This is a genomic window from Gordonia crocea, assembly GCF_009932435.1.
GTDB classification, from domain to species: domain Bacteria; phylum Actinomycetota; class Actinomycetes; order Mycobacteriales; family Mycobacteriaceae; genus Gordonia; species Gordonia crocea.
In genome coordinates this window covers 171,343-196,604 of sequence record NZ_BJOU01000002.1, presented here as the reverse complement: position 1 = coordinate 196,604, position 25,262 = coordinate 171,343, and the positions used below count along the sequence as shown (strand labels likewise).

The window sequence follows — 25,262 nt, the reverse complement described above, 5'->3', positions numbered from 1 at the left end:
TCAGGCCTGATCGCCGCGGGCGACGGCGTAGCCGAGCAGGAGCAGGGCGGCCACGCCGACCACGACCGCCCACGTCTGCCACGAGGCACCGACGGCGATCAGCCAGGCGATGGCGATCGCGAATGCGGTGTTGATCGTGCGCCAGTTGAGGAATCGGCTCATCTCACTTCCCTTCGAGCTTGCGCTCGATCGCACCGACCGCACGGTCGACGAGTTGCTCGAACAAGTCGTCGGGCGTGTATCGGCGCTCGGCCGCGGCCCGCGCCAGCGGCGCGTCGACCTCCGGCTTCGTGTCCAGCCAGGCCAGCGGCACGGGCTGTCCCAGCATCTCCCGCGTCGTGTCGTCGGCCCGGTCGTAGCGGTAGTCCAACAACATGACGAACCCGAACACCTCGACCAGGAACGCGCCGCGGACCGCCAACGCCTCATCGAGTGTGAGTCCGAGGCCGACGAGGAAGGCCAACTCCTGCTCGGGCGCCAGCATCCGCTTCACCGGGACCTCGGTGGGGGTGACGGTCTCATCCAGCGAGATCAGCGTCGCCCGCGGAAACGTCCGGTACACCGCGCGGGCGTCGTGATACATCTGCCGGACCGTCTCGCGCCAATCATCGCGCCCGAAGTCGTGTACCGGAAGCGCGTCGAGCATCTGGGCCGCCACCAGGTCGACAACCTCTTGGCGATCGGCGACGACGTTGTAAAGGGCCCGGACGGTGACGCCCAATTCCGCGGCCACCCGGCGCATCGTCAGGTTCGGGAACCCCTCGTCCCCCGCGATTGCCAGACCCACCTCGGCGATCCGCGCCTTGGTGAGCGGTTCACGCTTGTCGGCCCTTGCGGGTCGTCCGCGCTTGCGCCGCTCGGTGCTGGTCATAGCCCTCCAACCTACCCGGTCGAAGGGTTTTCAGCGTCGTACTTCACACAGTGCTGATTTAATTGGTGCGCGAAGTTAGTCTGCCCTAATGAACTCGCCGGACACGTTGCGCTCCGTCATCTCCCGCCGCCGCGCGGGGTTGATCGTCGCCTCCCTACTCGCCCTCGTCGCCGCCGGACTGGCGCTGGCCCCCTACGTCGCGGTGTACCGCGTCGCGGTGGAACTGTTCACCGACGACGGTGATCCCGGCGCGATCGGCGCCATCGCCTCGTGGACCGCGGTGGCCATCGCCGCCCGGGCCCTGCTGTCGGGCCTCTCCTCACAGATCGCACACATCACCGCATACCGGGTCCTCGCCGATTTGCGCCTCGCCCTGGCCGACAAGCTCAAGGTGGAGCAGATCGCCGCCCGGATCGCCGAGGTGTGGGACGAACCGATCCTCCCCGAACCGGCGACCCCGGCGGTGCTGGCCGACGCCTCGCTGCAGTTCGAGCACGTCGGCTTCGGCTACGACGAGCGGCGGGTGCTGCACGACGTCGGCTTCACCGCCGCACCGGGCACCGTCACCGCGCTCGTCGGACCGTCCGGATCCGGGAAGTCGACGATCGCCAGCCTCGCCGCCGGCTGTGGGACGTCGACGAGGGACGCATCCTCCTCGGCGGGCCAGCCATCCCCGACATCGGCAGCCAGGGCGTGATGTCCATGGTCACCACGGTCTACCAAGAGGTGTACCTGTTCCCCGACGCGGTGCGGTTCAACGTGACCCTGGGCCGACCCGACGCCACCGACGACGAGATCTGGGCGGCACTGGCCGCGGCCCAGTGCGACGACGTCGTCGCCGCCTTGCCGGACAGCCTGGCCACCGTCATCGGCGAGGGTGGTTCGAACCTGTCGGGCGGACAACGCCAACGGCTGTCCATCGCCCGGGCACTGCTGAAGGATTCGCCCGTGCTGGTCCTCGACGAAGCGGTGTCGGCCGTCGACCCGGAGACCGAGGCACGCATCCAACGCGCCATCGGGTCGCTGGCGGCCGGGCGCACGGTCCTGGTCATCGCCCACCGCCTCGACACCATCCGCCACGCCGACCAGATAGTCGTGCTCGACGGCGGCCGGGTGGATGCGGTGGGGCCGCGATCGCCGCAGATCAGACCTGGTCGGCGGCGATCGCGGCCTCGAACCAGTTGGAGAACTCGCACGCCAGATGCCAGCGGTGGCCGCGGATGATCGTGCCGAGCATCGGCAACGGGAACTCCACGGCGAGGCGGGCGTGGACCCCGTCGGGAGTATCGCGGAACTGGTGGCGCACTCCCCCGATCGGCTTGCCGTTGGAGCCGATCGCGACGCCGTCGAGGCGGACGGGGAACGCGGGGTCGACCGGTGTGGTGATCGACGAGACGTCGTCGTAGTCGATGTCGAACAGGGCGGCGAACGGGCTGCCGCCGTTGGTCTCCAGGACCTCCTGCTTACCGTCGACGATCCGCAAGACGAAGTGGTCCGGGCAGGCGCGTTCCATCTCGTCTTGGTTCGACGAGAAGGTGATCTCTTCGAACCACTCGGCAAACCGGGTCGCCGACCCGCCCGGGACGAACAGTTCGGTGACGCAGTGGCGGCGCCGCTTGCTCACCTTGGCCTGGAGGACTCCCAGCCGGTCGGCGATCGTGGCGTCCCGGGCCAGTCGGCGATGGATCTCGTCGTTGCCCAGTGCCCGCTTGATCTGCAGCCACGACTCGCGGCGCTGGGCGATCGGCGCCGCCGGCGGTGCGGCGACGCCGAGCTTGCGGGCCGCCGCGTCGATCCGCTTGTCCTCCCACGCGAGGACATCGGCCCGCGGGTGCCGCTCGTCGCCGATCTTGGCGACGATTGCCAACTCCTGAACTGCCACACCACGTCCTAACGCTAGCCATACTTTCGTTTAGGCGAGCCTATGTGGCTCCCGTCACGGAGTCAACATCCCCGACGACAACGCTGATCCGACACGGACCACCGAGCAGCACCATCGCCACGTACCGCCGATCAAACGCAGGAGGTCAGCACCCGCCGCATCGCCTCGGCCTCGGCGGGCACCACCCACAAGCCATAGGCCCGTTTGACGCCGATCTGGCGGGCGACATACGTGCACCGATACGAACGGTTCGGCGGCAACCAGGAGGCGGCGTTGGACGCGCTTTTCTGCCTGTTCGCCGACCCCGCGGTCGCCTGGAGGTTGCGCGGGTCGTTGGCGAACTCCAACCGCTTCTGCGGCGTCCACTGCTGCGCCCCCGTGCGCCAGGCATCGGCGAGCGCGACGACGTGGTCGATCTGGATCGCGCGGACGTCCACGCCGCGCTCGAAATGCAGTCGGGTGGCGGTGTAGGGGTCGTCGAGCCACCCGCTCAGCACGGTGCAGCGGCCGCGCAGGGTGACATCGGTCAGGTCGCGGCGCAGCACGTCGTCGCGGGTGCGACACCCGTTGTGCCCCAGCTCGACCGACACGTCGTCGGACCAGGCCCGCCCGAACACCGAACGCCGATAGCCGGTGCTGGGCGCCTTGCCCTTGACCGGGATCCGGTCCAGTTCGGCCAGCGCCGCCGTCGCCATCTCGACCAGCGATGCCGCCGAGGTCGGCGCGCCGCTCGACGGTGGTGTCGCCGACGGGACCGACTCCGATGCTGCGACCGGCGTCGAGGTCGGGATGGCCGGCGACGACGAGGCACCCGCCCCGACCTGCGCCTCCGGAACAGTCACCGTGCAGGCGGTCAGGGCCGTCCAGGTCAGCAGCACACCCGCGCCGCAGCGCCACGTCGTCGATCTCACCCGACCAGTGTCGCGCACCGCCCCGACATCTCGTTCTAGGACGCCGACTGGACGCACACGTCGGTCGGCGCGATCGCGAGCATGACGGTCACCTCCCCGGCCCGGGCCCGCCACCGGGCATCCCCGTGCGGCAGGTCCTCGCGGGTGACGCTGATCCGGTCGGCGTCGGCGCGCTCGACGTTGGTGACGGGTCCCGGGCGAAACGCACACACCATCGGATAGGCCGCCGCCGTGTCGCCCGGGTTGACCGGGGCGCCCTGGGACCGCAGGATGAAACGCCGCGCGAGGTGGCCCGCGTACTCGTCGGTGTAGAGCCGCTCCCCCGCGCCGAGCACCACCCGCGGACACGGATAGTCCGACCGTCCCTCGGTCCACGGCACGTAGCCGTGCGGCCCTGTGTGGTCCCCCCAGATCACCCCCGCCTGGGCCGGCGTGGGACGGTGGGCGAAGATCGCCGCCAGGGCCGTCGGGTCGCGGAAATACCGGTCGCGGATATAGCCGGGCGCCACCGTCCAACACTTGGCCACCACGGTCGCCACGTCGCCGCGCGAGACGTCGGCCGCCCAATTCTGCATGCTGCCCGGCGCGACCTCGGTCCGCAGGCCCGCCGTGTTCACCACGAGATCGACGGAATCGGGTGCGGGCCGGGCACAGGCGGTCGAGGCGGCCAGGACCACCGCCGCCCGGGCCCGCATCGGCTAGGGCACCTCGGCGACCGGGTCCACCGCCTGCTCCAACAGGCTGCGCCGGTAGGCCTCGAGGGCGACGAGGTCGCCGAACACCCCGTTGTACGAGGCGGCATCCTCGGTCGGCGACATCCGTCGCAGCCGGGACTTGATGTCGGCGATCTGCTGACCCACCCACACCTCTTGCAGTCGCGCCAACACCGAGCCGATGTAGCGCGGCACGGCGTCGTCGTCGACCCGCATCGGTTCGACCGCGAGCTCGGTGACCAGCGGGCCGATCACCGGGTCGTCGACGGCGTGGTTCACCGCGTCGACCCACTGCGCGCCGCTCACCCCCGACGCGGTATCACCGAGCGACCGCATGGCCGACCGGATCGACGCGTAGGCGGGCTCGGTGAAGCACTCCAGCGGAAGCGAGTCGAAGACCGTCCCCGCGATCGCCGGGTACTGCAGGCCGGCCTTGAGCGCCTCGCGCTGGGGCCACAGTCGAGGGTCGCCGGGCAGGGGCTTCGCCGTCGGCGGTGCCGTCGACGACGCCTCGGGCCTCATCCGCTTCGGTTCGGGCCGGTGCGTCCTGCCGCGCTGGCGGGAGTTGCGCGCCGCCTCCTCGCGGACCCGCTTCAAGACCTGGGCCACCTCGTCCCAACCGACCCAGCCGGCCAGTTGGCGCGCATACTCGTCGCGCAGCGCGACGTCCTTGATCCGTGCCACCACCGGCACGGTCTCGCGCAGCGCGTGGACCCGCCCCTCGGCGGTGTCGAGGTCGTGGTTGCGCAACAGGGTTTTGATCGCGAACTCGAACATCGGGATGCGCCGGGCCACCAGGTCGCGCACCGCGGTCTCGCCCTGGCGCTGGCGCAGCTCACACGGATCCATCCCGTCGGGCGCGATGGCCACGAAGGTCTGCCCGGCGATCGCCTGCTCCCCTTCGAACGCCTTCATCGCGGCGGCCTGACCCGCAGCGTCCCCGTCGAAGGTGTAAATCACCTCGCCGCGGTAGTACGAGTCGTCCATCATCAGCCGCCGGATGAGCGACAGGTGGTCGTCGCCGAAGGCGGTACCACAGCTGGCGACGGCGGTGGTCACGCCGGCCAGGTGCATGGCCATCACGTCGGTATAGCCCTCGACGACGACGACCTGGTGGCCCTTGGCGATGTGCTTTTTCGCATGGTCCAGGCCGAACAGCACCTGGGACTTCTTGTAGAGCATCGTCTCGGGAGTGTTCATGTACTTGCCGAGGTTGTCGTCGTCGTAGAGCTTGCGCGCCCCGAAGCCGATGATGTCGCCGCCGAGGTTCTTGATCGGCCACAGCAGGCGGCGGTGGAACCGGTCGATCGGCCCCTGCCGGCCCTGCTTGGACAGCCCGGCGGCCTCGAGCTCCTTGAACTCGAACCCTTGGGACAACAGGGCTTTCGTCATCGTGTCCCACCCGGCGGGGGCATAGCCGCAGCCGAACTTCAGTGCCGCCTGGCCGTCGAAATCGCGCTCGGTCAAATAGTCGCGGGCCGCCTGGGCCTCCGGCGTGCGCAGCTGCTCGGCGTAGAACTTCTGCGCGGCGGCGTTCGCCGCGACGAGGCGGGCGCGGGTGCCGCGGTCGCGTTGGACGCTGGTGCCGCCGCCCTCGTAGTCGATCCGGTAGCCGACCTTGTCGGCGAGTTGCTCGACGGCCTCGACGAAGCTGATGTGTTCCTGCTTCTGCAGGAAGGTGTAGACATCGCCGCCCTCGCCGCAGCCGAAGCAGTGGAAGTGGCCGTGGTTGGGCCGCACGTGGAAGGACGGGGTCTTCTCGTCGTGGAACGGGCAGAGTCCGGTCAACCGGTCTGCGCCGGTGCGGCGCAGCGCCACGTAGTCGCCGATGACATCCTCGATCCGGACCTGTTCACGGATGGCCGTGATGTCGCGGTCGGGGATTCTGCCTGGCACGCCGACCAGTCTAGTGTGCGCGGACGCCGACGCGCCCCCGGTAACGCCCGCTTGTGGACAAGGCGCTAACCCAGGTGGGCTTGGATGTCGGAGTTGCGCTTGTCGGTGCGCTCCAGCCGACCCTCGGTCATCGAGGCGATCTGGTCGACGACGACCCGCAGCCGCTCCCCGTCGTCGGCGGCGTTCTCCCAGGCTGGCACGAACAACGGGTCCAATCCGCCGGGGCCGGCCTGCACCATCCACGTCGCGACCCGGTGGATGCGTTCGCGCTGGCGGTCCTGCACCGCCAGGTGGCGCTGGTCGGAGAAGATGAACTGCAGCGCCATCGTCTTGAGAACCGCCACCTCGGCGGCGACCAGCGGCGGGACCGCCAAGTCGGTGTCATACCGGGAAACCGGGCCGTCGATCTGCTCGCGCGTGGCCATCACCGCCGCCGTCGCGAACCGGCCGATCAGCTCCGAGGTCATCCGCTTGAGCGCCACCGACGTCGCCAGGGTGCCGTCGTACTCGCCCACCGCGACCACGACGTCGAGCCGCGAAAGCCGTTGCGCCGCATCCACCAGCGCCGCCTCGTCCAGCCCCCGGAAGTGGGTGACTGCCAGATCGGCAAGGGTCTGTTGCTCGGCCGGATCGGCCAGCGCCCGCAGGTCGAGCCGGCCGGAGATGACGCCGTCCTCCACGTCGTGCACCGAGTAGGCGATATCGTCGGCCCAGTCCATCACCTGCGACTCCAGCGCCTGCCCGGCCCCGGGGGCGCCGAGGCGGATCCAGGCGAGCGCATCGGCGTCGTCGTCGTAGGCGCCGAACTTGCTGCCCGGCGTCGCCCGCGTCCACGGGTACTTGAGCGTGGCGTCGAGCGAGGCCCGGGTGAGGTTCAGCCCGGCGCTGTTGCCGTCGGCGTCGAGGATCTTCGGTTCCAGCCGGGTGAGTATCCGCAGGTTCTGCGCGTTGCCCTCGAATCCGCCGATGTCGGCGGCCACCTCGTCGAGCGCGCGCTCGCCGTTGTGCCCGTACGGCGGGTGACCGATGTCGTGGGCCAGGCCCGCGAGCTCGACCAGGTCCGGGTCGCACCCGATGCCGCCGGCGATACCCCGACCGATTTGGCCGACCTCCAGCGAGTGCGTCAGCCGGGTGCGGGGCGTGTCGCCCTCGCGCGGCCCGACCACCTGCGTCTTGTCGGCCAGGCGGCGCAGCGCCGCGCAGTGCAGTACCCGGGCCCGGTCGCGGGAGAACGCGCTGCGGTGTTCGGTGGTGCTGCCGGGCAGGCCGGCGACCTTGTCCCCTTCGCCGACGCGGCGGTCGAGATCGGCCGCGGTGTACGAGGCCTCGCCGATCGGGTCAGTCAAGCACCCAGCCCCGGTCCACGGCGAAATCGGTGACGCGCTGGCGGATGGCGACGATCTGCGCGGCGGTCAGCGTTCCCGACGAGTCCAGCAGCAGTTCGGTCAACTCTTCGGTGAACGCCGCGGCCTCCATCGAACCGTGGCCACCACGGGAACGGCGCGGGCGGTCGAAGCGTCGGTCGTCGCGCCGATCGTCGCGGCGGTCGTCGCGGCGGTGGTCGGAGCGGCGCTCGGGTCGGGCATCGGACTCGAAGCCGCCGGGCGGGGCTTCCTGGGTGATCACCACGTTGGTCGCCTTGGCGCCCCGGTCGGTCTCCTCGATGTCGAAATCGACAAGTGCACCCGGCTTCAACTGAGTCTCGTCGACGTCGAGGTCGTTGATGTGGATGAACACATCCGCGCCGCCCTCGTCCGGCGCGAGGAACCCGAAACCCTTGTTCGTATCGAAATGCACGATCTTGCCGCTGACAGTCACAACCCTTACCCACTTCCACACACTCAAACCATGTCCACCGCGGCCAAACAGCGCGGCTGGCCCCAATTCTCGCAGATCGTGGTTGGCTTGGGAGATGGACCAGCGGATCAGCTTCATCACCTTGGCCGTGGCCGACGTCGAGCGCTCGCGCCAGTTCTACATCGACGGTCTCGGCTGGCATCCCGAACTCGTCGTTCCCGACGAGGTGCTGATGATCCGCGCCGGGGAGCACCTGATGCTCTCGCTGTGGGCGGAATCCGGGTTCGAGGCCGAAGTCGGGCCGATCCGCCGCGGTGCCGGTGCCGTGCCGATCACCCTGTCGCACAACGTCCGCACCGAAGGCGAGGTCGACGAGATCCTTGCCCTGGCGCAACGCATCGGGGCCGATCCGGTGAGCCCCGCGACACGACGGGAGTGGGGCGGCTACTCCGGTTATTTCGCCGACCCGGACGGCTTCCGCTGGGAGGTCGCGGTGAACCCCGGTCCCACGGGCGACTTGGTACTGCCGGACTGACTCCGGGCTCGCTCAGATCCGCGATACCCGCTCTGACAGGAGATCGTGGATGTCGCTGCCGAACGCGACGAACACCGCCGCTTCCACCACGGTGTCGGCGGCCGCGACGGTGTCCACGGCAACGGCGACGGCATCGTCGAGGGGCCATCCGTAGATGCCCGCGCTGATCAGCGGAAACGCCACGGTTCGCACCCCGAGCTCGTCGGCCACGGCCAGGGAGCGCTGATAGCAGGACACCAGCAGACGGCGGTCCCGCTGACCGGCGGCATAGTTGGGCCCGACCGTGTGGATCACCCAGCGCGCCGGCAGATCACCACCGGTGGTCCACCCGGCATCGCCGGTGGCCAGACCGTCGGGGAACCGGCGGATGCAGTCCTCGAGGATGGCGGGCCCGCCCGCACGGTGGATGGCCCCGTCGACGCCACCCCCACCGCGCATCCTCGAGTTGGCCGCATTCACCACGGCGTCCGCCTCGACCCGGGTGATGTCGTCGCGGAGGACGGTAATCGTGGGCATGCCCCCATTGTGCTGCTGACATCGTTCCCCTGACGACCATCAAAGGGAAATGTTCCCCCGGTGGGTCACCGGGGGAACATTCTCAGCAGGATCTACGCGCCGACGAGCTTTCCGCCGAGGTATTCCACGACCTTGTCCAACGCGATGCGCTCCTGCGACATGGTGTCGCGCTCGCGAATGGTGACGGCCTGGTCGTCGAGGGTGTCGAAGTCGACGGTGATGCAGAACGGAGTGCCGATCTCGTCCTGGCGGCGGTAGCGCTTGCCGATGCCCTGTGCGTCGTCGAACTCGATGTTCCAGTGCTGGCGCAGTTCGGCGGCCAAATCGCGGGCCTTCGGCGACAGCGCCTCGTTGCGTGAGAGCGGCAGCACCGCGGCCTTGACCGGGGCCAAGCGCCGATCCAGCTTGAGCACGGTCCGGGAATCGGTGCCGCCCTTGGCGTTCGGCACCTCCTCCTCGGTGTACGCGTCGCAGAGGAAGGCCATCAGGCTGCGGCCCAGACCAGCTGCGGGTTCGATCACGTACGGCGTGTAGCGCTCGCCGCTGGCCTGCTCGAAGTACTCCAACTTCTCGCCGGAGTGCTCGGTGTGCGTCGACAGGTCGAAGTCGGTGCGGTTGGCAATGCCCTCCAGCTCACCCCACGGGCTGCCGGCGAAACCGAACTTGTACTCGACGTCGGTGGTGCCCTTGGAGTAGTGCGACAGCTTCTCCAGCGGATGCTCGAACAGCCGCAGGTTATCGCGCTCGATGCCCAGGTTGACGTACCAGTTGAGGCGTTCTTCGATCCAGTACTCGTGCCACTTCTCGTCCTCGCCGGGCTTGACGAAGAACTCCATCTCCATCTGCTCGAACTCGCGGGTGCGGAAGATGAAGTTGCCCGGGGTGATCTCGTTGCGGAAGCTCTTGCCGATCTGGGCGATGCCGAACGGCGGCTTCTTCCGCGACGTCGTGAGCACGTTCTTGAAGTTCACGAAGATGCCCTGTGCGGTTTCCGGCCGGAGGTAGTGCAGGCCCTCCTCGGTCTCGACCGGGCCCAGGAAGGTCTTGAGCATCATGTTGAAGTCGCGCGGCTCAGTCCACTTGCCCTTGGTGCCGCAGTCCGGGCAGACGATCTCGGTCATGGCGACCGCGTCCGGGTCGTCGAGGCCCTTCTTCTCCGCGTACGCCTCCTGCAGGTGGTCCTGGCGGTGGCGCTTGTGGCAGTTCAGACACTCGACCAGCGGGTCGTTGAACACGGCGACGTGGCCGGAGGCCACCCACACCTGCCGCGGCAGGATGACCGAGGAGTCCAGGCCGACGACGTCGTCGCGGCTGGTCACCATCGACCGCCACCACTGGCGCTTGATGTTCTCCTTCAGCTCGACCCCGAGCGGACCGTAGTCCCAGGCCGAGCGGGTGCCGCCGTAGATCTCACCACACGGAAACACCAGGCCCCGCCGCTTGGCGAGGTTGACGACAGCATCGACTTTGGACTGGACGGCCACGGGTTTCGGTTCTCCCACTCGGACGGCTGGACAGGGTGATCGGGATCAACCTCCCAGCCTAGTCGCTGCAGGTGGGTGCGGCCCGCCGCCCCCGCCTCAGCGCTCGCCCAACGACGCGGCCCACTCCGCGACGCGCGCGTCGCTTTCCTCCGGCGAGAGGTCTTCGACGCGGGTCATGATCGACCACCGCACGCCGAACGGGTCGCGGATCGAGGAGAACCGGTCGCCGGAGACGAAGGTGCTCGGGGCCTCGCGCACCGCCGCCCCCGCGGCCTGTGCCCGTGCGGTGAGCTCGTCGACGTCGGGGCAGTAGAAGCCCAGCGAGTAGCAGTCGTCCTCCCCGGCCGGCGCATCCACCAGGTGGTAGTCGGGCGCCGGCTCCCCCAACTGGAGGCGCCCGTTGCCGAAGTCCAGTTCGGCGTGGCCGACGAGGCCGTCGACCTCGGTGACGCCCAGGACGCTGGCGCCGAAAACCTCCCGGTAGAACTCGATTGCCGCCTTGGCGCCCCGGATCGCCAGGAACGGGGTGATCGAGGTGGCGCCGTGGGGTGTGCCGTCGGTGGTGTGGCGGCCATTCGCCGCGGTGATTGTTTCGGTCATGTCGTCGACGCTACGAGCCGGCCCCGGCACCGTTCTTGGAGATTCGCGACAGGTCCGGATGGGCCTATGCTGGCCCCATGGCGGTCGATCGCTCCCGCGGGATCCTGTATCCGACCAAGCTTCCCGCGCTGACCCGGTTGGATCCGCCGGCCCGCGCGGCCGACCTGGTCGATTGGTTCTGGATACCCGAGTGGGATATCCCCGCCGGGCGCACCTCGCGCCAGGACATCGTGGCCTATCCCGCGTCGAACCTGGTCGTCGAACCGGACGGCTGCGGGCTCTCCGGCCCGACGACCCGACTGTCGTACCGAGACCTGTCCGGTTCGGGCTGGGCGGTCGGCGCGTTGTTACGGCCGGCCGCAGTCGGTGCCCTGACCGCAGGTCCCGGTGGACTCGTCGACGGATACACATCGTTCGAGGCTCCGCAGCTGGCACAGACCGTGTGCACGGCGATGACCGGCGGCCCCGCCGGGCAGCGCCACGCCCGGGCCGTCGAGGCGTTCACCGATTGGCTCGCGAACCGCGTGGGCGCGCCGTCCGCGGACGCCCTGCTCGCCAACGCGATGGTCCGCCTGTTGATGACCGATTCAACGGTCACCCGACTCGACGATGCCGCCGCCGCGTTGGCCGCCTCACCACGGACCCTGCAGCGGCTGGCCCGCCGCTACGTCGGGCTCTCGCCGGCGGCGATCATCCGCCGGCGCCGTCTGCAGGAGGCCGCCCAGCAGATCCGGGACGACCCCGCTGTCGACCTGTCGGCCATCGCCGCCGACCTCGGCTACAGCGACCACGCACACCTGACCAACGACTTCCACGCGGTCCTCGGCTTCACCCCGAGTTCCTATCGGCGTGCATCTCACACGCCAAATGAAAACTGATTCCGATAAGCTGTGGGTGTCGCATCCCCAAAGGAGCATCGCGTGACCAGCCCCTCGCCTTCTGCCGTCGACGTCCGGACCGATCCGGCCGCCCTCGAGGCCGCCAGTGATCTGCTCCGCGCCCTGGCCGCCCCCGCCCGGATCGCCATCGTCATGCTGCTGTCGACGGCACCGCGCTGCGTCCACCAGCTCGTCGACGAACTCGGTCTGAACCAGCCCCAGGTCAGCCAGCATTTGCGGGTGTTGCGCGACATGGGCCTCGTCGACGGCCGACGCCGGGGCCGCGAAGTCGAATACGCCCTGGTCGACGACCACGTGACCCACATCGTGACCGACGCGATCGTGCATGCCTGCGAACCGGTCGAGCAGCGCCCGATCACCGCGACGGCACCGTGACCGAGGCGACCAAGCCCCTCACCGGCCAGCGCACCACCCGGCAGCGCGAGGCCATCGCCGCCACCCTGGCGGGCACCGAGGACTTCCGTTCGGCCCAACAGATCCACGACGAACTCCTCGCCAACGGCAAGTCGATCGGGCTCACCACCGTCTACCGCAACCTGCAGGCGCTGGCGCAGACCGGACTCGTCGACGTCCTGTGGGACGGCTCCGGCGAGATGCGCTACCGGCACTGTTCCACCTCGCACCACCACCACCTGGTGTGCCGCTCGTGCGGCAAGACCGTGGAGATCCAGGCCGACGAGGTGGAGACCTGGGCGTCGAAAGTCGCCAAGTCGCACAAGTTCGCCGACATCAGCCACACCGTCGAGATCTTCGGCGTGTGCGCGGCCTGCCAGAACCGCTGATCCGCCGCCGAGTGACGCGCGGCAGGACTCAGGCCAGATCCTCGGCCAACGACGACCCGCCCGCCAGGACCAGGTGCAGCACGGTCAGCAGCGGAACGTCCGCCAACTCGCCCAGCGGGAAGGCGTAGGACAACAGCACGTCGGTGTGGCGCTCGTGCGGCGACGACCGGCGCAGCGACCCGAAACTCAGCGCGGCACCGCGCTCCTCCAGCAGGTCGCGCAGGCGCTCGTCGTTGGTGACGGCACGCGCGACGAGTTGGGTGACCGAGACGACGTCCAGGTCGTCGGCCAACTCGAGCACGCGGATCGACGCCCGGGTCGTGCCGATGTGCACCAGCACCGAATCCGCGTCGGACTCCTCCACCGACCCCAGCGCTGCGACCAGGCCCGCGATCCGGGCGACCTCGCTCACTTGACCCCGCCGAACCGACGGTCGCGCTGGGCATACTCCAGGCACGCCGCCCACAGGTCGCGGCGATCGAAATCGGGGAACAGCTTCTCCTGGTAGACCATCTCGGCGTAGGCCGACTGCCACAGCAGGAAGTTGGAGATCCGCTGCTCCCCCGACGGCCGCAGGAACAGATCGACGTCGGGCATGTCCGGCTCGTCGAGGTAGCGGGCGAACATCGACTCGTTGACCCGCTTGGGGTCGAGCTCGCCGCGGGCGACGCGCATCGCGATCTTTTGCGCGGCGTCGGCGATCTCGGCGCGGCCGCCGTAGTTCACACACATCGTCAGCGTCATCACCGTGTTGTCCTTGGTCAGCTCCTCGGCGACCTCGAGTTCGCGAATCACGCTGCGCCACAAGCGGGGTCGGCGGCCAGCCCACCGGACGCGCACGCCCATCTCGTTCATCTCGTCACGACGACGACGGATGACGTCGCGGTTGAAGCCCATGAGGAAGCGGACCTCGTCGGGGCTGCGGCTCCAGTTCTCGGTGGAGAAGGCGTAGGCCGACAGCCACGTCACACCGAGCTCGATACAGCCGCAGACGGTGTCCATCAGGACGGCCTCACCGCGCTTGTGCCCCTCGGTGCGGGGCAGCCCGCGCTCGGTGGCCCACCGGCCGTTGCCGTCCATCACCAGCGCGACGTGGCGCGGGACGAACTGGGCGGGGATGGCCGGCGGCCGGGCGCCGGAGGGATGCGGATCGGGCGGTCGGACAGGGCTCACATCGCCAGCCTATGGGGGTCGCCGCGCTCGATGAGCGGAAGGGTCCGCAGCTGCCGTTCCAGATGCCACTGCAGATGCGCGGCGATCAGCCCGCTGGCCTGCCGCCGCTGCGACTCGCTCGACTCGTCGGTGGCCTCCCACTGACCGCGGAACATCGCATCCATCAGGTCGAGCACCCCCACCGACGGCAGGGCCGCCCCGGCCGGACGGCAGTGCACACAGACCGCGCCACCGGCCGCGACGTGGAAGGCGCGGTGCGGCCCGGGCGTGGCACACCGCGCGCACACCTCCAACGCCGGCATCCACCCGGCACAGTGCATCGCCCGCAACAGGAACGCGTCGAGGATCAGTTGGTTGTCCCGGGTCTGCGCCGCCAGCGCGCGCAGCGCCCCGACGGTCAGCCGGTGCAGGTCGGGCGCGGGGGCCCGCTCCTCCCCGGCCAACCGCTCGGCGGTCTCGAGGACGGCGCAGGCCGTCGTGTACCGCCCGTAGTCGGCGACAATCTCGTCGGCGAGCGCGTCGATACTCTGAACCTGGGTGATGGTGTCGAGGTTGCGGCCCGGGTAGAGGCACACGTCGACGTGGGCAAACGGTTCGAGTCGTGCACCGAACTTGGAGCGGGTGCGCCGCACACCCTTGGCCACCGCGCGCACCAACCCGTGCTGACGGGTCAGCAGCGTGATGATGCGGTCGGCCTCGCCCAGCTTGTGCTGGCGCAGGACGACGGCCTCGTCACGGTAGAACCTCACCGAGTCATTCTGTCACCGATGCCGGGTGACGTTGGGATGTGACACGGCCCCCGCCGCGGACTCCGGTGCCAGGTGCCGCGGACCACCGGCAGATTGGATCGGGGCCTCGACGACGGTCACCGATTCGTCGGACTCCGCGTCGACGAGCTTGGCCAGGCGCGGCGGCACGGACAGCGCGTTGGGGCGGCGGAACCATCCCTTGCGGTCGTAGTACTTGGTGCCGATAACCCCGAGCAGCAGGCCGAACACCAGGCCCACCACGCTCATAATCACCGAGCGCGCCAACCCCGATTCCAGGTCGGCGTCGAAGTACAGGATCGACCGGACCCCGTAGTACACCAGGTGCATCGGTTCGATCGCCGCGATCGCGCTGAACACCCGCGGACTCGCCTCCAGCGGCACCGTCCCACCCGATGACGGCAATCCCAAGATGACGAAGAAGACCAGGTTGATCAGCAACCCGGGGTTGCCGAACACCGCCATCATCGCGCTCGCGGTCACCCCCACCGCGGTGATGACAAGGACTGAGAACGCCCATAACGGAAAGGCGTTGGGCAATGATGTCCCCACCATGGCACACACGGCGATGAACAGTGCCGCCTGCACCGCCGCGATGATGAGCATGATCGTCCACTTCGCCGCCAACGTCCCCCACCGCGAGATCGCCAGGCGCTTGCGCAATAAGAACAGCGGCCCGAACTCGATCGGCAGCTGCCCCAGCTGGCCGTCGACGATGATCGAGACCATCATCGCGCCGGTGAATCCGGCGAGGATGAGCAGCAGGGTGAAGTAGAACGCACTCAACCCGTTGGCCGCGCCGTCGGGCAGGGGTTGCGGCTCGGAGACCGCAATGTGCACCGGTTGCGAGAGCGCCAGCTGCGTCGCACCGCTCAGCTTCGCGTCGGGACCCAACTCGTTCCGGACGTTCTCCAGGAGTTGCTTGCCGGCCTGCTCATTGACCTGCTCGTCCATCGACTGCGCCATCACCGTGGTGATCGAAGACGCGAAGGCGCCCGAACCGCGGTGGATCAACACGTCGATCTTGGGCCGCACCGGCTGGTTCTGCAGAACCGCCGATCGCGCCAGTCCCAGCATCAGGTTGGTGAAGTTGGAGTCGATGGCGATGACGCCGTACACCCGGCCCGTGCTGAGCTTGCGCATCGCGTCGGCCCGGCTCATCGGCTGCAACACGATGCCCTGCTTGGCCGTGGTGGGCACCAGCTGCTCGACGATCTGCTTGCCGAGGTTCATCTCGGGGCTGTCGGCGGTCGCCCGGCCGCCCACGTCCTCGTTGACCAGTGCGACGTGGAAGTCGTGCAGGTTCTCCCGGGTGTTGACCACGGCGCCGAGATACACCGCCGCCATCAGGCTCATCAGCGCGATGACCACCGCCACCGGCGCGAGCCAGAACCTCGGATGGCCCACGACGTCGCGGATCGCCGCCCGCGCCTGTTCGTCGTGCTGTGCGTCGGTTTCGATTGCCGCCCTCGCATTCATTCGGACATTCTCGCACTACTGCTACCGTCGCGACGTGTCCGCCGTCGTCAAACCCACCACCGTCGAACCCAGCGCCGCCAAACCTTCCGTCGTCAAACCTTCCGTCGTCAAACCTTCCGTCGTCGTGAACACCTGCCGTGCACTGTTCCTCGCTGCCGCGGTCGTCGCCTGCGTACTCAAGGTGCCCACGCCGACCCTGGTCATTCTCGGCGGATTCGTGGCCGTCTCACTGATCCCCACCCGCTCCGCCGGCTGGCTGCGGGGATGGCGCTACGGCGTCGTCGGGTACGGGATGGCGGTTCTCGCGACCGGCCCGTTGGCGCCCCTCTTCATCACCGACGAGAAGTTGGGCACCCATTACGCCGTGGTGATCCCCGCGTCCGGCATCGCCTTGCTCGGAACCTGGGGCTGGCAGCGGTCCAAGCCGTCCCGCCCACCGCAAGCGACGGTCCACCAGCGGTGGCCGATGCACACCCTGCAGGCGGTCTATGCGGTGACTGCCGTGCTCTCCGCCGTCATCAGCGGTGCCACGTGGCCGCTGTATCTCGTCTTAGGATTCCTGGTGGCGTCCCTGGTGCCGGCGCCGCGCGTGGTGAGTATTGCCTCATGGTGCACCGGCATGCAGATTTACAGCAGTTTCGCCTTGATCGCGTTGGCCTCATTGCTGAACGTCATGCCCGACCGCGCCGGGTTCGGCATCCTTCTGGTCCTGTTCCTCATCGCAATCACCGGGATCGGGATTCCGGTGTGGCAGGTGGTGGTGACCCTCAACGAGGCGCACGCCGCGCGGATGGCCGCGGCACCTCCGGTCGGGGCATCCAGGCTCATCTCGCCGGGGCCCATCCCGCCGGGGTCCATCCCGCCGGGGCCGATCGCACCGCCCGGTGCCGTCGCACCCCGGCCCGGGGTACCGGTACCGCCGCTTCCCGGTCAGCAACCGCCGCACCAGGTCCCGTACGGCCCATACCACGCGTGGACGCCGTCGCCCCCGCGCTAGAAGCCCATTCGCCGCAGTTGTTTGGGGTCGCGCTGCCAGTCCTTGGCCACCTTGACCCGCAGGTCCAGGTAGACCTTGCAGCCGAGCAACCGCTCGATCTGCTGCCGGGCCTGCGTCCCCACGGCCTTCAGCCGTGACCCGCGGTGCCCGATGATGATGCCCTTCTGGCTGTCACGCTCGACGTAGAGGATCGCGTAGACGTCGACGATCGGCGGATCGGAGTCCTCGCGCGGGATCACCTCGTCGATGACGACCGCCAGCGAGTGCGGCAGCTCGTCGCGGACGCCCTCCAGGGCCGCCTCGCGGATGAACTCGGCCATCAGGACCTGTTCGGGCTCGTCTGTCAGCTCCCCGTCGGGGTAGAACGCCGGCCCGGGCTCCATGAGGGAGACCAGGACGTCGGCGAGGATGTCGAGTTGCTCGCCCTTCTTCGCCGATACCGGCACGACCTCGCTGTTTCCACCCAACAACCGCGACAGCGCCAACAGCTGTTCGGCGACCTTGTCGGGGGTGACCCGGTCGATCTTCGTGACGATGCCGACGATGGTCGTCTTCGGCGCCATGGTCCGCACCTGATCGATGATCCACCGGTCCCCCGGGCCGATCGCCTCGTCGGCGGGGACGCAGATGCACACCACGTCGACCTCGGAGTAGGTGTCGCGCACCAGGTCGTTGAGGCGCTGGCCCAGCAGCGTGCGCGGCCGGTGCAGCCCCGGGGTGTCGACGAGGATGATCTGCGCGTCGGGCCGGTTCACGATGCCGCGGATCGTGTGGCGAGTCGTCTGCGGACGGTTCGACGTGATCGCGATCTTCTCACCGACCAGCGCATTGGTCAGCGTCGACTTGCCGGTGTTGGGCCGGCCGACGAAACACACGAAACCGGAGCGGAACTCCCCTGGCTGGTTCTCAGACATCACGTGGCTCTCCGCGTAGATCGGTGTGGATGACGGCCGCTGTCGGACTCGTCTCGGTCAGGGCGGCCAGCCCGGGGTCGTCGGGTGACGAGCCGACGAGGACGGCGGCCTCGAATCCCGGCGCCCCGCTCGACAGTGCTGTCGCCACCGCCACCTGCAGCGCGCTGAGCCGCAACGACGCCAGTGCCACCGGCGCGCCGGCATAGGTCCGGCCGTCGGTGTCGCGCACCGCGGCCCCCGACGACGCTCCCGCTCTCGCCAGCGCGCCGCGCGCGAGGGTCACCAACTTCGCGTCCTCGGCGTCAAGCTGCGCCATGATCGGCCCCTCGTTTCGTCTCGTCGGGCGACTCGTCGGATTCCGCCGGTTCCAGGCGGGTGACCAGGACCGAGGTGATGCGCTGGCGCCCCTGGCGGTTCGGGCCGCCCTCGGCCACCAGGTTCAACCCGTGGCATTGGACCTGTGCCCCGGGCAGCGGCACGCGGCCCAAGACCAGCGCCACCAGCCCGCCGACGGTCTCCACGTCGTCTTCGTCGATGTCGATGCCGAACAGCTCGCCCAGATCCTCGACCGGCAGCCGCGACGACACGCGGTAACCGCCGTCCTCGAGCTCGGTGACCGGCGCGACCTCGCCGCGGTCGTATTCGTCGGTGATCTCGCCGACGATCTCCTCCAGGACGTCCTCGATGGTCACCAAGCCGGCGATCCCGCCGTACTCGTCGACGAGCATCGCCATGTGGTTGCGGGTCCGCTGCATGTCGGCCAACACCCGGTCGAGCGTCTTGGAGTCGGGGATGAACTGCGCCTGACGCATCACGTCGACGACCTTGACCGAGGCGGCCAGGCCGGCGATCGCGCGGCCCGTCACGTCTTTGAGGTAGACCACGCCGCGGATGTCATCGGGGTTCTCCCCGATCACCGGCAGCCGCGAGTGCCCCGAACGGATCGCCAGGCTCGCGGCCTGGGCCGCGCTCTTGTCCTGCTCGATCCACACCATCTCCGGGCGCGGCACCATCACTTCGCGCGCATTGGTGTCGGCCAGGTCGATCACCGACTGGATCATGCGCCGCTCGTCGTCCTCCACGACCCCGCGCTCGGTGGCCATGTCGACCACTTCGCGCAGCTCGATCTCGGTTGAGAACGGACCGTTGCGGAACCCCTTGCCCGGGGTGACGGCGTTACCGATCAGGATCAGCAGCCTCGTGAGCGGGGTCAGCAGCACCCCGACGGCGGTGAGCACCGGGGCGCTGACGATGCCGATCGTGTAGGCGTTTTGCCGGCCCAGCGTCCGCGGTCCGACGCCGACGGCGACGAAGGACACCACCGCCATCACGGCAATGGCGGCGAACAAGCCCCATCCGCTGCCCCACAAGCGGACCAGGGCCACCGCCGCGAAGGCGATCGCGGCGGTCTCGCAAATGACGCGCAGGAAGACCACGAGCGCGACGTAGGTGGACCGCTGCTCCAGGATCGTCTCCAGGCGGCGGGCACCCGCGCGGCCCTGGCTGACGAGGTCGGCGACGCGGGCCTGCGACGCGGTGGTCAGGGCGGCGTCGATCGCGGCGAACAACCCGCCCACCGGGGTGAGCGCCGCCGCCACGATCAGGAAGACGACTTCGGTCGGCACGGCCTCAGTCCTCGTCCGCGTCGGCGAACCCGGTCTTGCGCAGCAAGTCCTCGTCGCGCCGCGACTGGCGCACCGAGCGGTCCCGGCGTCGGCGGTCCTCGTACCACTCGTCGAGGATCCGGGCCTGCAGGCCGAACATCTCGCGCTCTTCCTCGGGTTCGGCGTGGTCGTAACCGAGCAGGTGCAGCACGCCGTGCACGGTGAGCACCGCCAACTCGTGCTCAAACGAATGCCGCGCCTGCTTGGCCTGGTCCTTGGCGAAGGCCGGGCAGAGCACGATGTCGCCGAGGGTCGCCGGACCGGGCTCGTCGGATCCGTGCGATCCCGGCGTCAACTCGTCCATCGGGAAGCTCATGACGTCGGTCGGGCCGGGCAGGTCCATCCACTTCATGTGAAGTTCGGCCATCGTGTCGAGGTCGACGAAGATGACCGACAGCTCGGCCCCGGGGTGCACGTCCATCCGGGCGATCGCGAACCGTGCGGCGTCCAGAACGAGGTCGACCGGGACCTCCATGCCCGATTCATTGGCCAGCTCGATGCTCACCGGCGCCGCCCCCGTCCGCCGCGGTGCTCGGCGCTACCGCCACCGTTCTCGTCGCGGTCATAGGCGTCGACGATGTTCGCGACCAGGCGGTGCCGCACGACGTCGGCACTGGTCAGGCGGGAAAAGTGGATGTCGTCGATGCCTTCGAGGATGCGGGTGGCGGCACGCAGTCCGCTCTCCGCGCCACCGGGCAGGTCGACCTGGGTGCCGTCGCCGGTGACGACCACCTTGGAGCCGAAGCCCAGGCGGGTCAGGAACATCTTCATCTGTTCACCGGTGGTGTTCTGCGCCTCGTCGAGGATGATGAACGAGTCGTTGAGCGTCCGGCCGCGCATGTATGCCAGGGGCGCGACCTCGATGACGCCGGCGGCCATCAGCTTCGGGATGGCGTCCGGGTCCATCATGTCGTGCAGGGCGTCGTAGAGCGGACGCAGATACGGGTCGATCTTCTCGCTCAGGGTGCCCGGCAGAAAGCCCAGTCGCTCGCCGGCCTCGACCGCCGGGCGGGTCAGGATGATCCGGGTGACCTCCTTGGCCTGCAGGGCGGCCACGGCCTTCGCCATGGCGAGGTAGGTCTTGCCGGTACCGGCGGGCCCCAGCCCGAACACGATGGTGTTCTCGTCGATCGCATCGACGTAACGCTTCTGGTTGAGGGTCTTGGGTCGGATCGTCTTTCCGCGCCGCGAGATGATGTCGAGGCTGAGCACCTGTGCCGGCGATTCCGCGGACGGGTCGTCCAGCATCGCCACCGACCGCCGGACCGCGTCCGGGGTCAGCGGGGCGCCCCGCCCGACGACGTCGAGCAGTTCGGCGATGACCCGGTCGGCGGTGGCGACCTCGGCGGGGGTGCCCGAGAGGGTGATCCGGTTGCCGCGGGCGTGGATGTCGGCGTCGAGGAGCTCTTCGAGCACCCGCAGGTTCACATCGCCGGTGCCGAGCAAACCGATGATCCGCTCGGGCGCGACCTCCACCACCGTTTCGGCGTGCGGTTGATCGGCTTGCGTCACGTGCGACATCACTCCTTCAGAATCTCCACCCGTATCCAAACGGGCTTGGGCCAGTCTATCCGCGTCGCCAACTCAAATTCCCAACAAGCGCAGCGTCTGGCGGGTACAGGCGCTGCGCGGGTCGACGAAGGCGTCGTGTCCCTCGCCCGGCACGACGACCAATTCGGCCGACTGTCCGCGCTCGGCGACCGCCGCCACATAGCGCCGACTCGACTCCACCGGGATCGCGGCATCGTCGCCGGCGTGGATGGCGATGACGTGGGCGTCGTGCACCGGGGCCAGGATCGGCGAGGCCTGCGAGTACCGGTCCGGGATCTCGCCGTAGGGCGCACCCATCAGGTTGCGCGGGGTCGGGCGGTTGCGGGTCTGCGGGTTGGTCAGGTCGACCAGCGCCGACTGCGCGACGACCCGGGTGATCCGGGACCGGGCGGTGCGGGCGCCCAGGGCCGCGGTGGCCCACAGGGCCAACAGCCCACCGGCGGAATGGCCGACGACGGCGACGTCGTCGAGGGCCAGGCAATCCACCAGACCGTCTGGCAGGGCGGCGGGCAGCACTTCGTCGACGGCGCGCAGGGCGGCCAGTGCATCCGCGCCGGTGCCGGGCCAGCGACCACCGGGCTCCTCGGTGCGCCGGTACTCGATGTTCCACACGGCCGCGCCGCGTTCGGCGAGTAGCCGGGCGATCGCGGTCTCGATGGTCAGGGCGAAGCGGGTCGAGAAGAAGCCGCCGTGGATCAGGACGACGAGCGGGACGCGGCCGTCTCCCGTCGGCGACACCGCGGCCGGCTCGTAGAGGTGTCCGAACTGGGATTCGTGCGGGCCGTAGGCGATCTTGTGCCGGTTCAGGGCCGGCCCCGATCCCACCGGTCGCTCAGGGCGCCCAACGCCCCCAAGGCCACCGCCGCGGTCGTCGAGGTGCGCAACACCTGCGGCCCCAGGACCGCGGTGTGGGCGCCGATTGCGGCGAGGTCCACCAACTCGTCCTCGGCGAGCCCACCCTCGGGCCCGACGACGAGCACGACCTGGGGGGCGTCCCGGAAGGCGATGCCGTGAAAGGACTCGCTGCCGCTCTCGTGTAGCGCGACGACGATGCCACCGCCTTCGATCGCCTCGGCGCATCGGGCGCGCACCGACGTCGTCGACGCCAAGTCGGCAATCTCGGGGATCCAGGCGCGGCGGCTCTGTTTGGCCGCGGTCGCGGCGGCACTGCGCCACTTGGCCACCCCTTTGTCGGCCTTCGACCCGACCCATCGGGCGACGCTGCGCGAGCTCTGCCACGGCACGATCACGTCGGCGCCGGCCTCGGTGGCCAGTTCGACGAACAGCTCGGAGCGCTCCGACTTGGGCAGGGCCTGCACGACGGTGACGAGTGGGCGCGGCCGGTCGACGAAGCGGTACTCCACGGCGCGGACGCGCAGCGTGTCCTTGCCGCGGGTGGCCACGACCTCGCAGGTCGCCGATGCGCCGGCGCCGTCGCCGAGGATCACCGTCTCCCCCACGGCGATGCGGGTGACGGTGACCGCGTGCCGGCCTTCGGCCCCGGTCAGCTCGGTCTCGGTGCCCGCGGCCGGCGCCTCGTCGACCCAGAACAGCGGCGGGCTCATCGCCTCAGCGCCCCGCGAAGGCGTTGCGCAACCGCGAGAACAGTCCGCTGCTGGTGCCGGTCGAGGTGGCCGAGGCCAGTTCGATGCTGTCGCCGATGTGCTCGCGGTACTGCTGGAGCAGTTCGACCGCGCGCGAGTCCAGCTTGGTGGGCACGCTGACCTCGAGGTGTGCGTGCAGGTCGCCGCGGACCCCGCTGTTGACGTGCGGCATACCGTGGCCGCGGATGGTGACGATCTGGCCGGGCTGGGTGCCCGAGGGGATCGTGATGTCGATCTGCTCGTCGTCGAGGATGCCGTCGATCCTCAGTGCACCGCCCAGCGCGGCATCGGCGAACGGGACGTTGACCGTCACGTGCAGATCCGTCTGGTCGCGCACGAAGACTTCGTGGCGGCGTTCCTTGATCTCGACGTACAGGTCGCCCGCGGCGCCACCGCCGGGGCCGACTTCGCCCTGGCCGGACAACCGCACCCGCATCCCGGCCTCGACGCCGGCCGGGATCTTGACGGTCACGGTGCGCCGGGTGCGCACCCGCCCGTCGCCGCCGCACTTGTGGCACGGGTCGGGGATGACCTCGCCGGTGCCCATGCAGGTCGGGCACTGGCGGACGGTCATGACCTGGCCGAGGAACGAGCGTTGGACCGCCTGGATCTCGCCGGCGCCGTGGCAGGTCTCGCAGGCGACCGGCGACGAATCGCCGTTGGTTCCCGCACCCGCGCACACGTCGCACAGGATCGCCGTGTCGACGGTGATCTCCTTGTTGACCCCGGCCGCACATTCGTGCAGGTCGAGGGTGGTGTGGACCAGTGCGGGCTCGCCCGGCTGAACGCGGCTGCGCGGCCCGCGGCCGCCACCGAAGCCCCCGCCGCCGCCGAAGCTGCCGCCACCGAAGAACTGCTCAAAGATGTCACCGAGCCCGCCACCGGCAAACCCGCCCGACCCCGCGCTGGCGAGGGGATCGCCGCCGGCGTCGACGATGCGCCGCTTCTCCGGGTCGCTGAGGACCTCGTAGGCAGCGGTGACCTCTTTGAACCGGTCTTCTTCCTCGGGGTTCAGGTCAGGGTGCAGTTCGCGCGCCAGCTTGCGGTAAGCGCGCTTGATCTCTTGGGCGTCCGCTCCCGGGCGCACGCCCAGGATTCCGTAGTAATCACGAGCCACTTGGTACTTCTGTCCTTACATCGATTCCGGGTTCCAGCGCGCCGCCGATCCGTGCGACCGGCGCACGGTCATCGCTCACCCAGTACTTCTCCAACGTACTTGGCCACCGCGGCCACCGACGCAATGGTGTTCGGGTAGTCCATCCGGGTCGGTCCGAGCACGCCCACGCTGCCCAGCACGGTGCCGCTCGCGCCGTAGGCGGTGGAGACCACCGAGGCACCGCGCAGATTGTCGCTGCGGGTCTCCCGCCCGATCTGCACCGTGACGCGGTCGGTGCTCTGGGTGCGCGCCAACAGTTTGAGGACGACGACCTGTTCCTCGAGTGCGTCGAGGACCGCGTCCATCCCGCCGAGGTCGGCGGAGAAGTCCGCCGATGCCCGGGCCAGGTTCGAGGTACCACCCAAGACCAGGCGGTCCGCCTCCCGCTCCACCAGCGTCTCGATGAGCACGGCGGCGATCGCGATGACGACTTCGCTCATCTCCGGCGGTGCGGAGTTGGCCACCTCGGCGACGGCGGCCGACGCCTCGGCCAGGCGCTTGCCGTCGAGGGCCGCGGCGAACAAGTCGCGCAGCAGGATCATTTCGTCGTCGCTGACGTCGCGACCCAGGGCGACCATCCGCTGCTCGACCCGGCCGCTGTCGGTGATCACCACCAGCAGCAGACGCGACGGGGTCAGCGCGACGACCTCGAGGTGGCGCACCGTCGCCCGCGACAACACGGGGTATTGGATCACCGCGACCTGCCTGGTGAGCTCGGCGAGGAGCTTGACCGAGCGGCGCAGCACGTCGTCGAGGTCGACGCTGGAGTCGAGGACCGACAGGATCGCCCGGCGCTCCGCGCGCGACAGCGGCTTGACCTCGGCGATCCGGTCGACGAAGAGTCGGTAGCCCTTGTCGGTGGGGACGCGCCCGGAGCTGGTGTGCGGCTGGGCGATGTACCCTTCCGCCTCCAGGACGGCCATGTCGTTGCGGACCGTCGCACTGGAGACTCCCAGCTTGTGTCGGTCGAGCAGCGCTTTGGACCCGATCGGCTCCTGGGTGGCCACGTAGTCGGTGACGATCGCGCGAAGGACCTCGAACCGCCGTTCGTCGGTCGCCGTCATCCCGGGC

Annotated in this window: 31 protein-coding genes; 7 read left to right on the top strand and 24 right to left on the bottom strand. The window is 69.4% G+C overall.

Annotated elements, in window-relative coordinates:
- Positions 1-162, bottom strand: coding sequence for a hypothetical protein (locus nbrcactino_RS12620; RefSeq protein WP_161927905.1), 162 nt, complete (start codon positions 160-162; stop codon positions 1-3).
- 1 nt (position 163) lies between these two features.
- A complete protein-coding gene (locus tag nbrcactino_RS12615) occupies positions 164-871 on the bottom strand; it encodes a TetR/AcrR family transcriptional regulator (RefSeq protein ID WP_161927904.1) in 708 nt (235 codons plus the stop codon).
- 88 nt (positions 872-959) lie between these two features.
- Here nbrcactino_RS12615 and nbrcactino_RS18365 point away from each other — a divergent pair, with 88 nt between their 5' ends.
- Together nbrcactino_RS18365 and nbrcactino_RS18360 are read left to right on the top strand one after the other, a co-directional pair.
- On the top strand, positions 960-1,568 hold the full coding sequence (locus nbrcactino_RS18365; RefSeq protein WP_267130404.1) for an ATP-binding cassette domain-containing protein: 609 nt from the start codon (positions 960-962) through the stop codon (positions 1,566-1,568).
- On the top strand, positions 1,565-2,095 hold the full coding sequence (locus nbrcactino_RS18360; RefSeq protein ID WP_371864576.1) for an ATP-binding cassette domain-containing protein: 531 nt from the start codon (positions 1,565-1,567) through the stop codon (positions 2,093-2,095). The genes nbrcactino_RS18365 and nbrcactino_RS18360 overlap by 4 nt, the downstream gene beginning before the upstream one ends.
- On the opposite strand, the gene nbrcactino_RS12605 is transcribed toward nbrcactino_RS18360, so the two are convergent.
- The 6 genes from nbrcactino_RS12605 to nbrcactino_RS12580 form a co-directional block, all read right to left on the bottom strand.
- Positions 2,016-2,753: a hypothetical protein gene (locus nbrcactino_RS12605; protein WP_161927902.1), complete on the bottom strand. Its 738-nt coding sequence runs from the start codon at positions 2,751-2,753 to the stop codon at positions 2,016-2,018. The genes nbrcactino_RS18360 and nbrcactino_RS12605 overlap by 80 nt on opposite strands.
- Before the next feature lie 131 nt (positions 2,754-2,884).
- Positions 2,885-3,664, bottom strand: a complete 780-nt coding sequence (locus nbrcactino_RS12600; protein ID WP_228460853.1) for an HNH endonuclease family protein — start codon at positions 3,662-3,664, stop codon at positions 2,885-2,887.
- A gap of 35 nt (positions 3,665-3,699) precedes the next feature.
- The gene (locus nbrcactino_RS12595; RefSeq protein WP_161927901.1) at positions 3,700-4,359 is read right to left on the bottom strand and encodes a hypothetical protein; all 660 of its coding nucleotides are present in this window, start codon (positions 4,357-4,359) and stop codon (positions 3,700-3,702) included.
- Between the two features lie 3 nt (positions 4,360-4,362).
- Positions 4,363-6,273, bottom strand: a complete 1,911-nt coding sequence (gene dnaG / locus nbrcactino_RS12590; RefSeq protein WP_161927900.1) for a DNA primase — start codon at positions 6,271-6,273, stop codon at positions 4,363-4,365.
- A gap of 65 nt (positions 6,274-6,338) precedes the next feature.
- Entirely contained in the window at positions 6,339-7,619 is a 1,281-nt protein-coding gene (locus nbrcactino_RS12585) for a deoxyguanosinetriphosphate triphosphohydrolase (protein ID WP_161927899.1), read from the bottom strand.
- Positions 7,612-8,091, bottom strand: a complete 480-nt coding sequence (locus nbrcactino_RS12580) for a cold-shock protein (protein ID WP_161927898.1) — start codon at positions 8,089-8,091, stop codon at positions 7,612-7,614. Before nbrcactino_RS12580 ends, nbrcactino_RS12585 begins: the two co-directional genes overlap by 8 nt.
- Before the next feature lie 94 nt (positions 8,092-8,185).
- Here nbrcactino_RS12580 and nbrcactino_RS12575 point away from each other — a divergent pair, with 94 nt between their 5' ends.
- Entirely contained in the window at positions 8,186-8,605 is a 420-nt protein-coding gene (locus nbrcactino_RS12575; RefSeq protein WP_161927897.1) for a VOC family protein, read from the top strand.
- 12 nt (positions 8,606-8,617) lie between these two features.
- Here the strand turns inward: nbrcactino_RS12575 and nbrcactino_RS12570 are convergent, their stop codons facing one another.
- The 3 genes from nbrcactino_RS12570 to nbrcactino_RS12560 form a co-directional block, all read right to left on the bottom strand.
- Positions 8,618-9,121 (bottom strand): O-acetyl-ADP-ribose deacetylase, encoded by a 504-nt coding sequence (locus nbrcactino_RS12570; protein WP_161927896.1) that lies wholly within the window; start codon positions 9,119-9,121, stop codon positions 8,618-8,620.
- Positions 9,122-9,213: 92 nt separating this feature from the next.
- On the bottom strand, positions 9,214-10,605 hold the full coding sequence (locus nbrcactino_RS12565; RefSeq protein ID WP_161927895.1) for a glycine--tRNA ligase: 1,392 nt from the start codon (positions 10,603-10,605) through the stop codon (positions 9,214-9,216).
- Positions 10,606-10,701: 96 nt separating this feature from the next.
- Positions 10,702-11,205, bottom strand: coding sequence for a VOC family protein (locus nbrcactino_RS12560; protein WP_161927894.1), 504 nt, complete (start codon positions 11,203-11,205; stop codon positions 10,702-10,704).
- 77 nt (positions 11,206-11,282) lie between these two features.
- Between nbrcactino_RS12560 and nbrcactino_RS12555 the strand changes: the two genes are divergently transcribed.
- From nbrcactino_RS12555 to nbrcactino_RS12545, 3 genes are read left to right on the top strand one after another with little or no spacing between them, the layout of a single operon-like run.
- Positions 11,283-12,083 (top strand): helix-turn-helix domain-containing protein, encoded by an 801-nt coding sequence (locus nbrcactino_RS12555; RefSeq protein WP_161927893.1) that lies wholly within the window; start codon positions 11,283-11,285, stop codon positions 12,081-12,083.
- 42 nt (positions 12,084-12,125) lie between these two features.
- The gene (locus nbrcactino_RS12550; RefSeq protein ID WP_161927892.1) at positions 12,126-12,479 is read left to right on the top strand and encodes an ArsR/SmtB family transcription factor; all 354 of its coding nucleotides are present in this window, start codon (positions 12,126-12,128) and stop codon (positions 12,477-12,479) included.
- Complete coding sequence (locus nbrcactino_RS12545) at positions 12,476-12,886, top strand: Fur family transcriptional regulator (protein ID WP_161927891.1); 411 nt, start codon at positions 12,476-12,478, stop codon at positions 12,884-12,886. Before nbrcactino_RS12550 ends, nbrcactino_RS12545 begins: the two co-directional genes overlap by 4 nt.
- A 28-nt stretch (positions 12,887-12,914) precedes the next feature.
- Here nbrcactino_RS12545 and nbrcactino_RS12540 read toward each other — a convergent pair whose 3' ends face one another.
- The 4 genes from nbrcactino_RS12540 to nbrcactino_RS12525 are packed head-to-tail and all read right to left on the bottom strand — an operon-like array spanning position 12,915 to position 16,305.
- On the bottom strand, positions 12,915-13,298 hold the full coding sequence (locus tag nbrcactino_RS12540) for a hypothetical protein (RefSeq protein ID WP_161927890.1): 384 nt from the start codon (positions 13,296-13,298) through the stop codon (positions 12,915-12,917).
- Positions 13,295-14,059, bottom strand: coding sequence for an isoprenyl transferase (locus nbrcactino_RS12535; protein WP_161927889.1), 765 nt, complete (start codon positions 14,057-14,059; stop codon positions 13,295-13,297). Before nbrcactino_RS12535 ends, nbrcactino_RS12540 begins: the two co-directional genes overlap by 4 nt.
- The gene (recO, locus tag nbrcactino_RS12530; RefSeq protein ID WP_161927888.1) at positions 14,056-14,808 is read right to left on the bottom strand and encodes a DNA repair protein RecO; all 753 of its coding nucleotides are present in this window, start codon (positions 14,806-14,808) and stop codon (positions 14,056-14,058) included. Before recO ends, nbrcactino_RS12535 begins: the two co-directional genes overlap by 4 nt.
- 12 nt (positions 14,809-14,820) lie before the next feature.
- Positions 14,821-16,305 carry a YhgE/Pip domain-containing protein gene (locus nbrcactino_RS12525; protein WP_161927887.1) on the bottom strand — a complete coding sequence of 495 codons (1,485 nt, stop codon included), beginning with the start codon at positions 16,303-16,305 and terminating at the stop codon, positions 14,821-14,823.
- Between the two features lie 34 nt (positions 16,306-16,339).
- On the opposite strand from nbrcactino_RS12525, the gene nbrcactino_RS12520 reads away from it, so the two are divergent.
- Positions 16,340-17,302, top strand: a complete 963-nt coding sequence (locus nbrcactino_RS12520) for a hypothetical protein (protein ID WP_161927886.1) — start codon at positions 16,340-16,342, stop codon at positions 17,300-17,302.
- Here nbrcactino_RS12520 and era read toward each other — a convergent pair.
- The 9 genes from era to hrcA form a co-directional block, all read right to left on the bottom strand.
- On the bottom strand, positions 17,299-18,216 hold the full coding sequence (gene era, locus nbrcactino_RS12515; RefSeq protein ID WP_161927885.1) for a GTPase Era: 918 nt from the start codon (positions 18,214-18,216) through the stop codon (positions 17,299-17,301). The genes nbrcactino_RS12520 and era overlap by 4 nt on opposite strands.
- Positions 18,209-18,532 (bottom strand): cytidine deaminase-like protein, encoded by a 324-nt coding sequence (locus tag nbrcactino_RS12510; protein WP_161927884.1) that lies wholly within the window; start codon positions 18,530-18,532, stop codon positions 18,209-18,211. The genes era and nbrcactino_RS12510 overlap by 8 nt, the downstream gene beginning before the upstream one ends.
- Positions 18,519-19,841, bottom strand: coding sequence for a hemolysin family protein (locus nbrcactino_RS12505; protein WP_161927883.1), 1,323 nt, complete (start codon positions 19,839-19,841; stop codon positions 18,519-18,521). Before nbrcactino_RS12505 ends, nbrcactino_RS12510 begins: the two co-directional genes overlap by 14 nt.
- Positions 19,842-19,845: 4 nt before the next feature.
- Positions 19,846-20,385, bottom strand: coding sequence for an rRNA maturation RNase YbeY (gene ybeY / locus nbrcactino_RS12500; protein ID WP_161927882.1), 540 nt, complete (start codon positions 20,383-20,385; stop codon positions 19,846-19,848).
- Complete coding sequence (locus nbrcactino_RS12495) at positions 20,382-21,401, bottom strand: PhoH family protein (RefSeq protein WP_161927881.1); 1,020 nt, start codon at positions 21,399-21,401, stop codon at positions 20,382-20,384. The genes ybeY and nbrcactino_RS12495 overlap by 4 nt, the downstream gene beginning before the upstream one ends.
- A 63-nt stretch (positions 21,402-21,464) precedes the next feature.
- On the bottom strand, positions 21,465-22,256 hold the full coding sequence (locus nbrcactino_RS12490; RefSeq protein WP_228460852.1) for an alpha/beta hydrolase family protein: 792 nt from the start codon (positions 22,254-22,256) through the stop codon (positions 21,465-21,467).
- The gene (locus nbrcactino_RS12485) at positions 22,235-22,996 is read right to left on the bottom strand and encodes a 16S rRNA (uracil(1498)-N(3))-methyltransferase (protein ID WP_161927880.1); all 762 of its coding nucleotides are present in this window, start codon (positions 22,994-22,996) and stop codon (positions 22,235-22,237) included. The genes nbrcactino_RS12490 and nbrcactino_RS12485 overlap by 22 nt, the downstream gene beginning before the upstream one ends.
- A gap of 4 nt (positions 22,997-23,000) precedes the next feature.
- Complete coding sequence (gene dnaJ, locus nbrcactino_RS12480; RefSeq protein ID WP_161927879.1) at positions 23,001-24,152, bottom strand: molecular chaperone DnaJ; 1,152 nt, start codon at positions 24,150-24,152, stop codon at positions 23,001-23,003.
- A gap of 68 nt (positions 24,153-24,220) precedes the next feature.
- Positions 24,221-25,255: a heat-inducible transcriptional repressor HrcA gene (gene hrcA, locus nbrcactino_RS12475; protein WP_161927878.1), complete on the bottom strand. Its 1,035-nt coding sequence runs from the start codon at positions 25,253-25,255 to the stop codon at positions 24,221-24,223.
- Between the last annotated feature and the right edge of the window lie 7 nt (positions 25,256-25,262).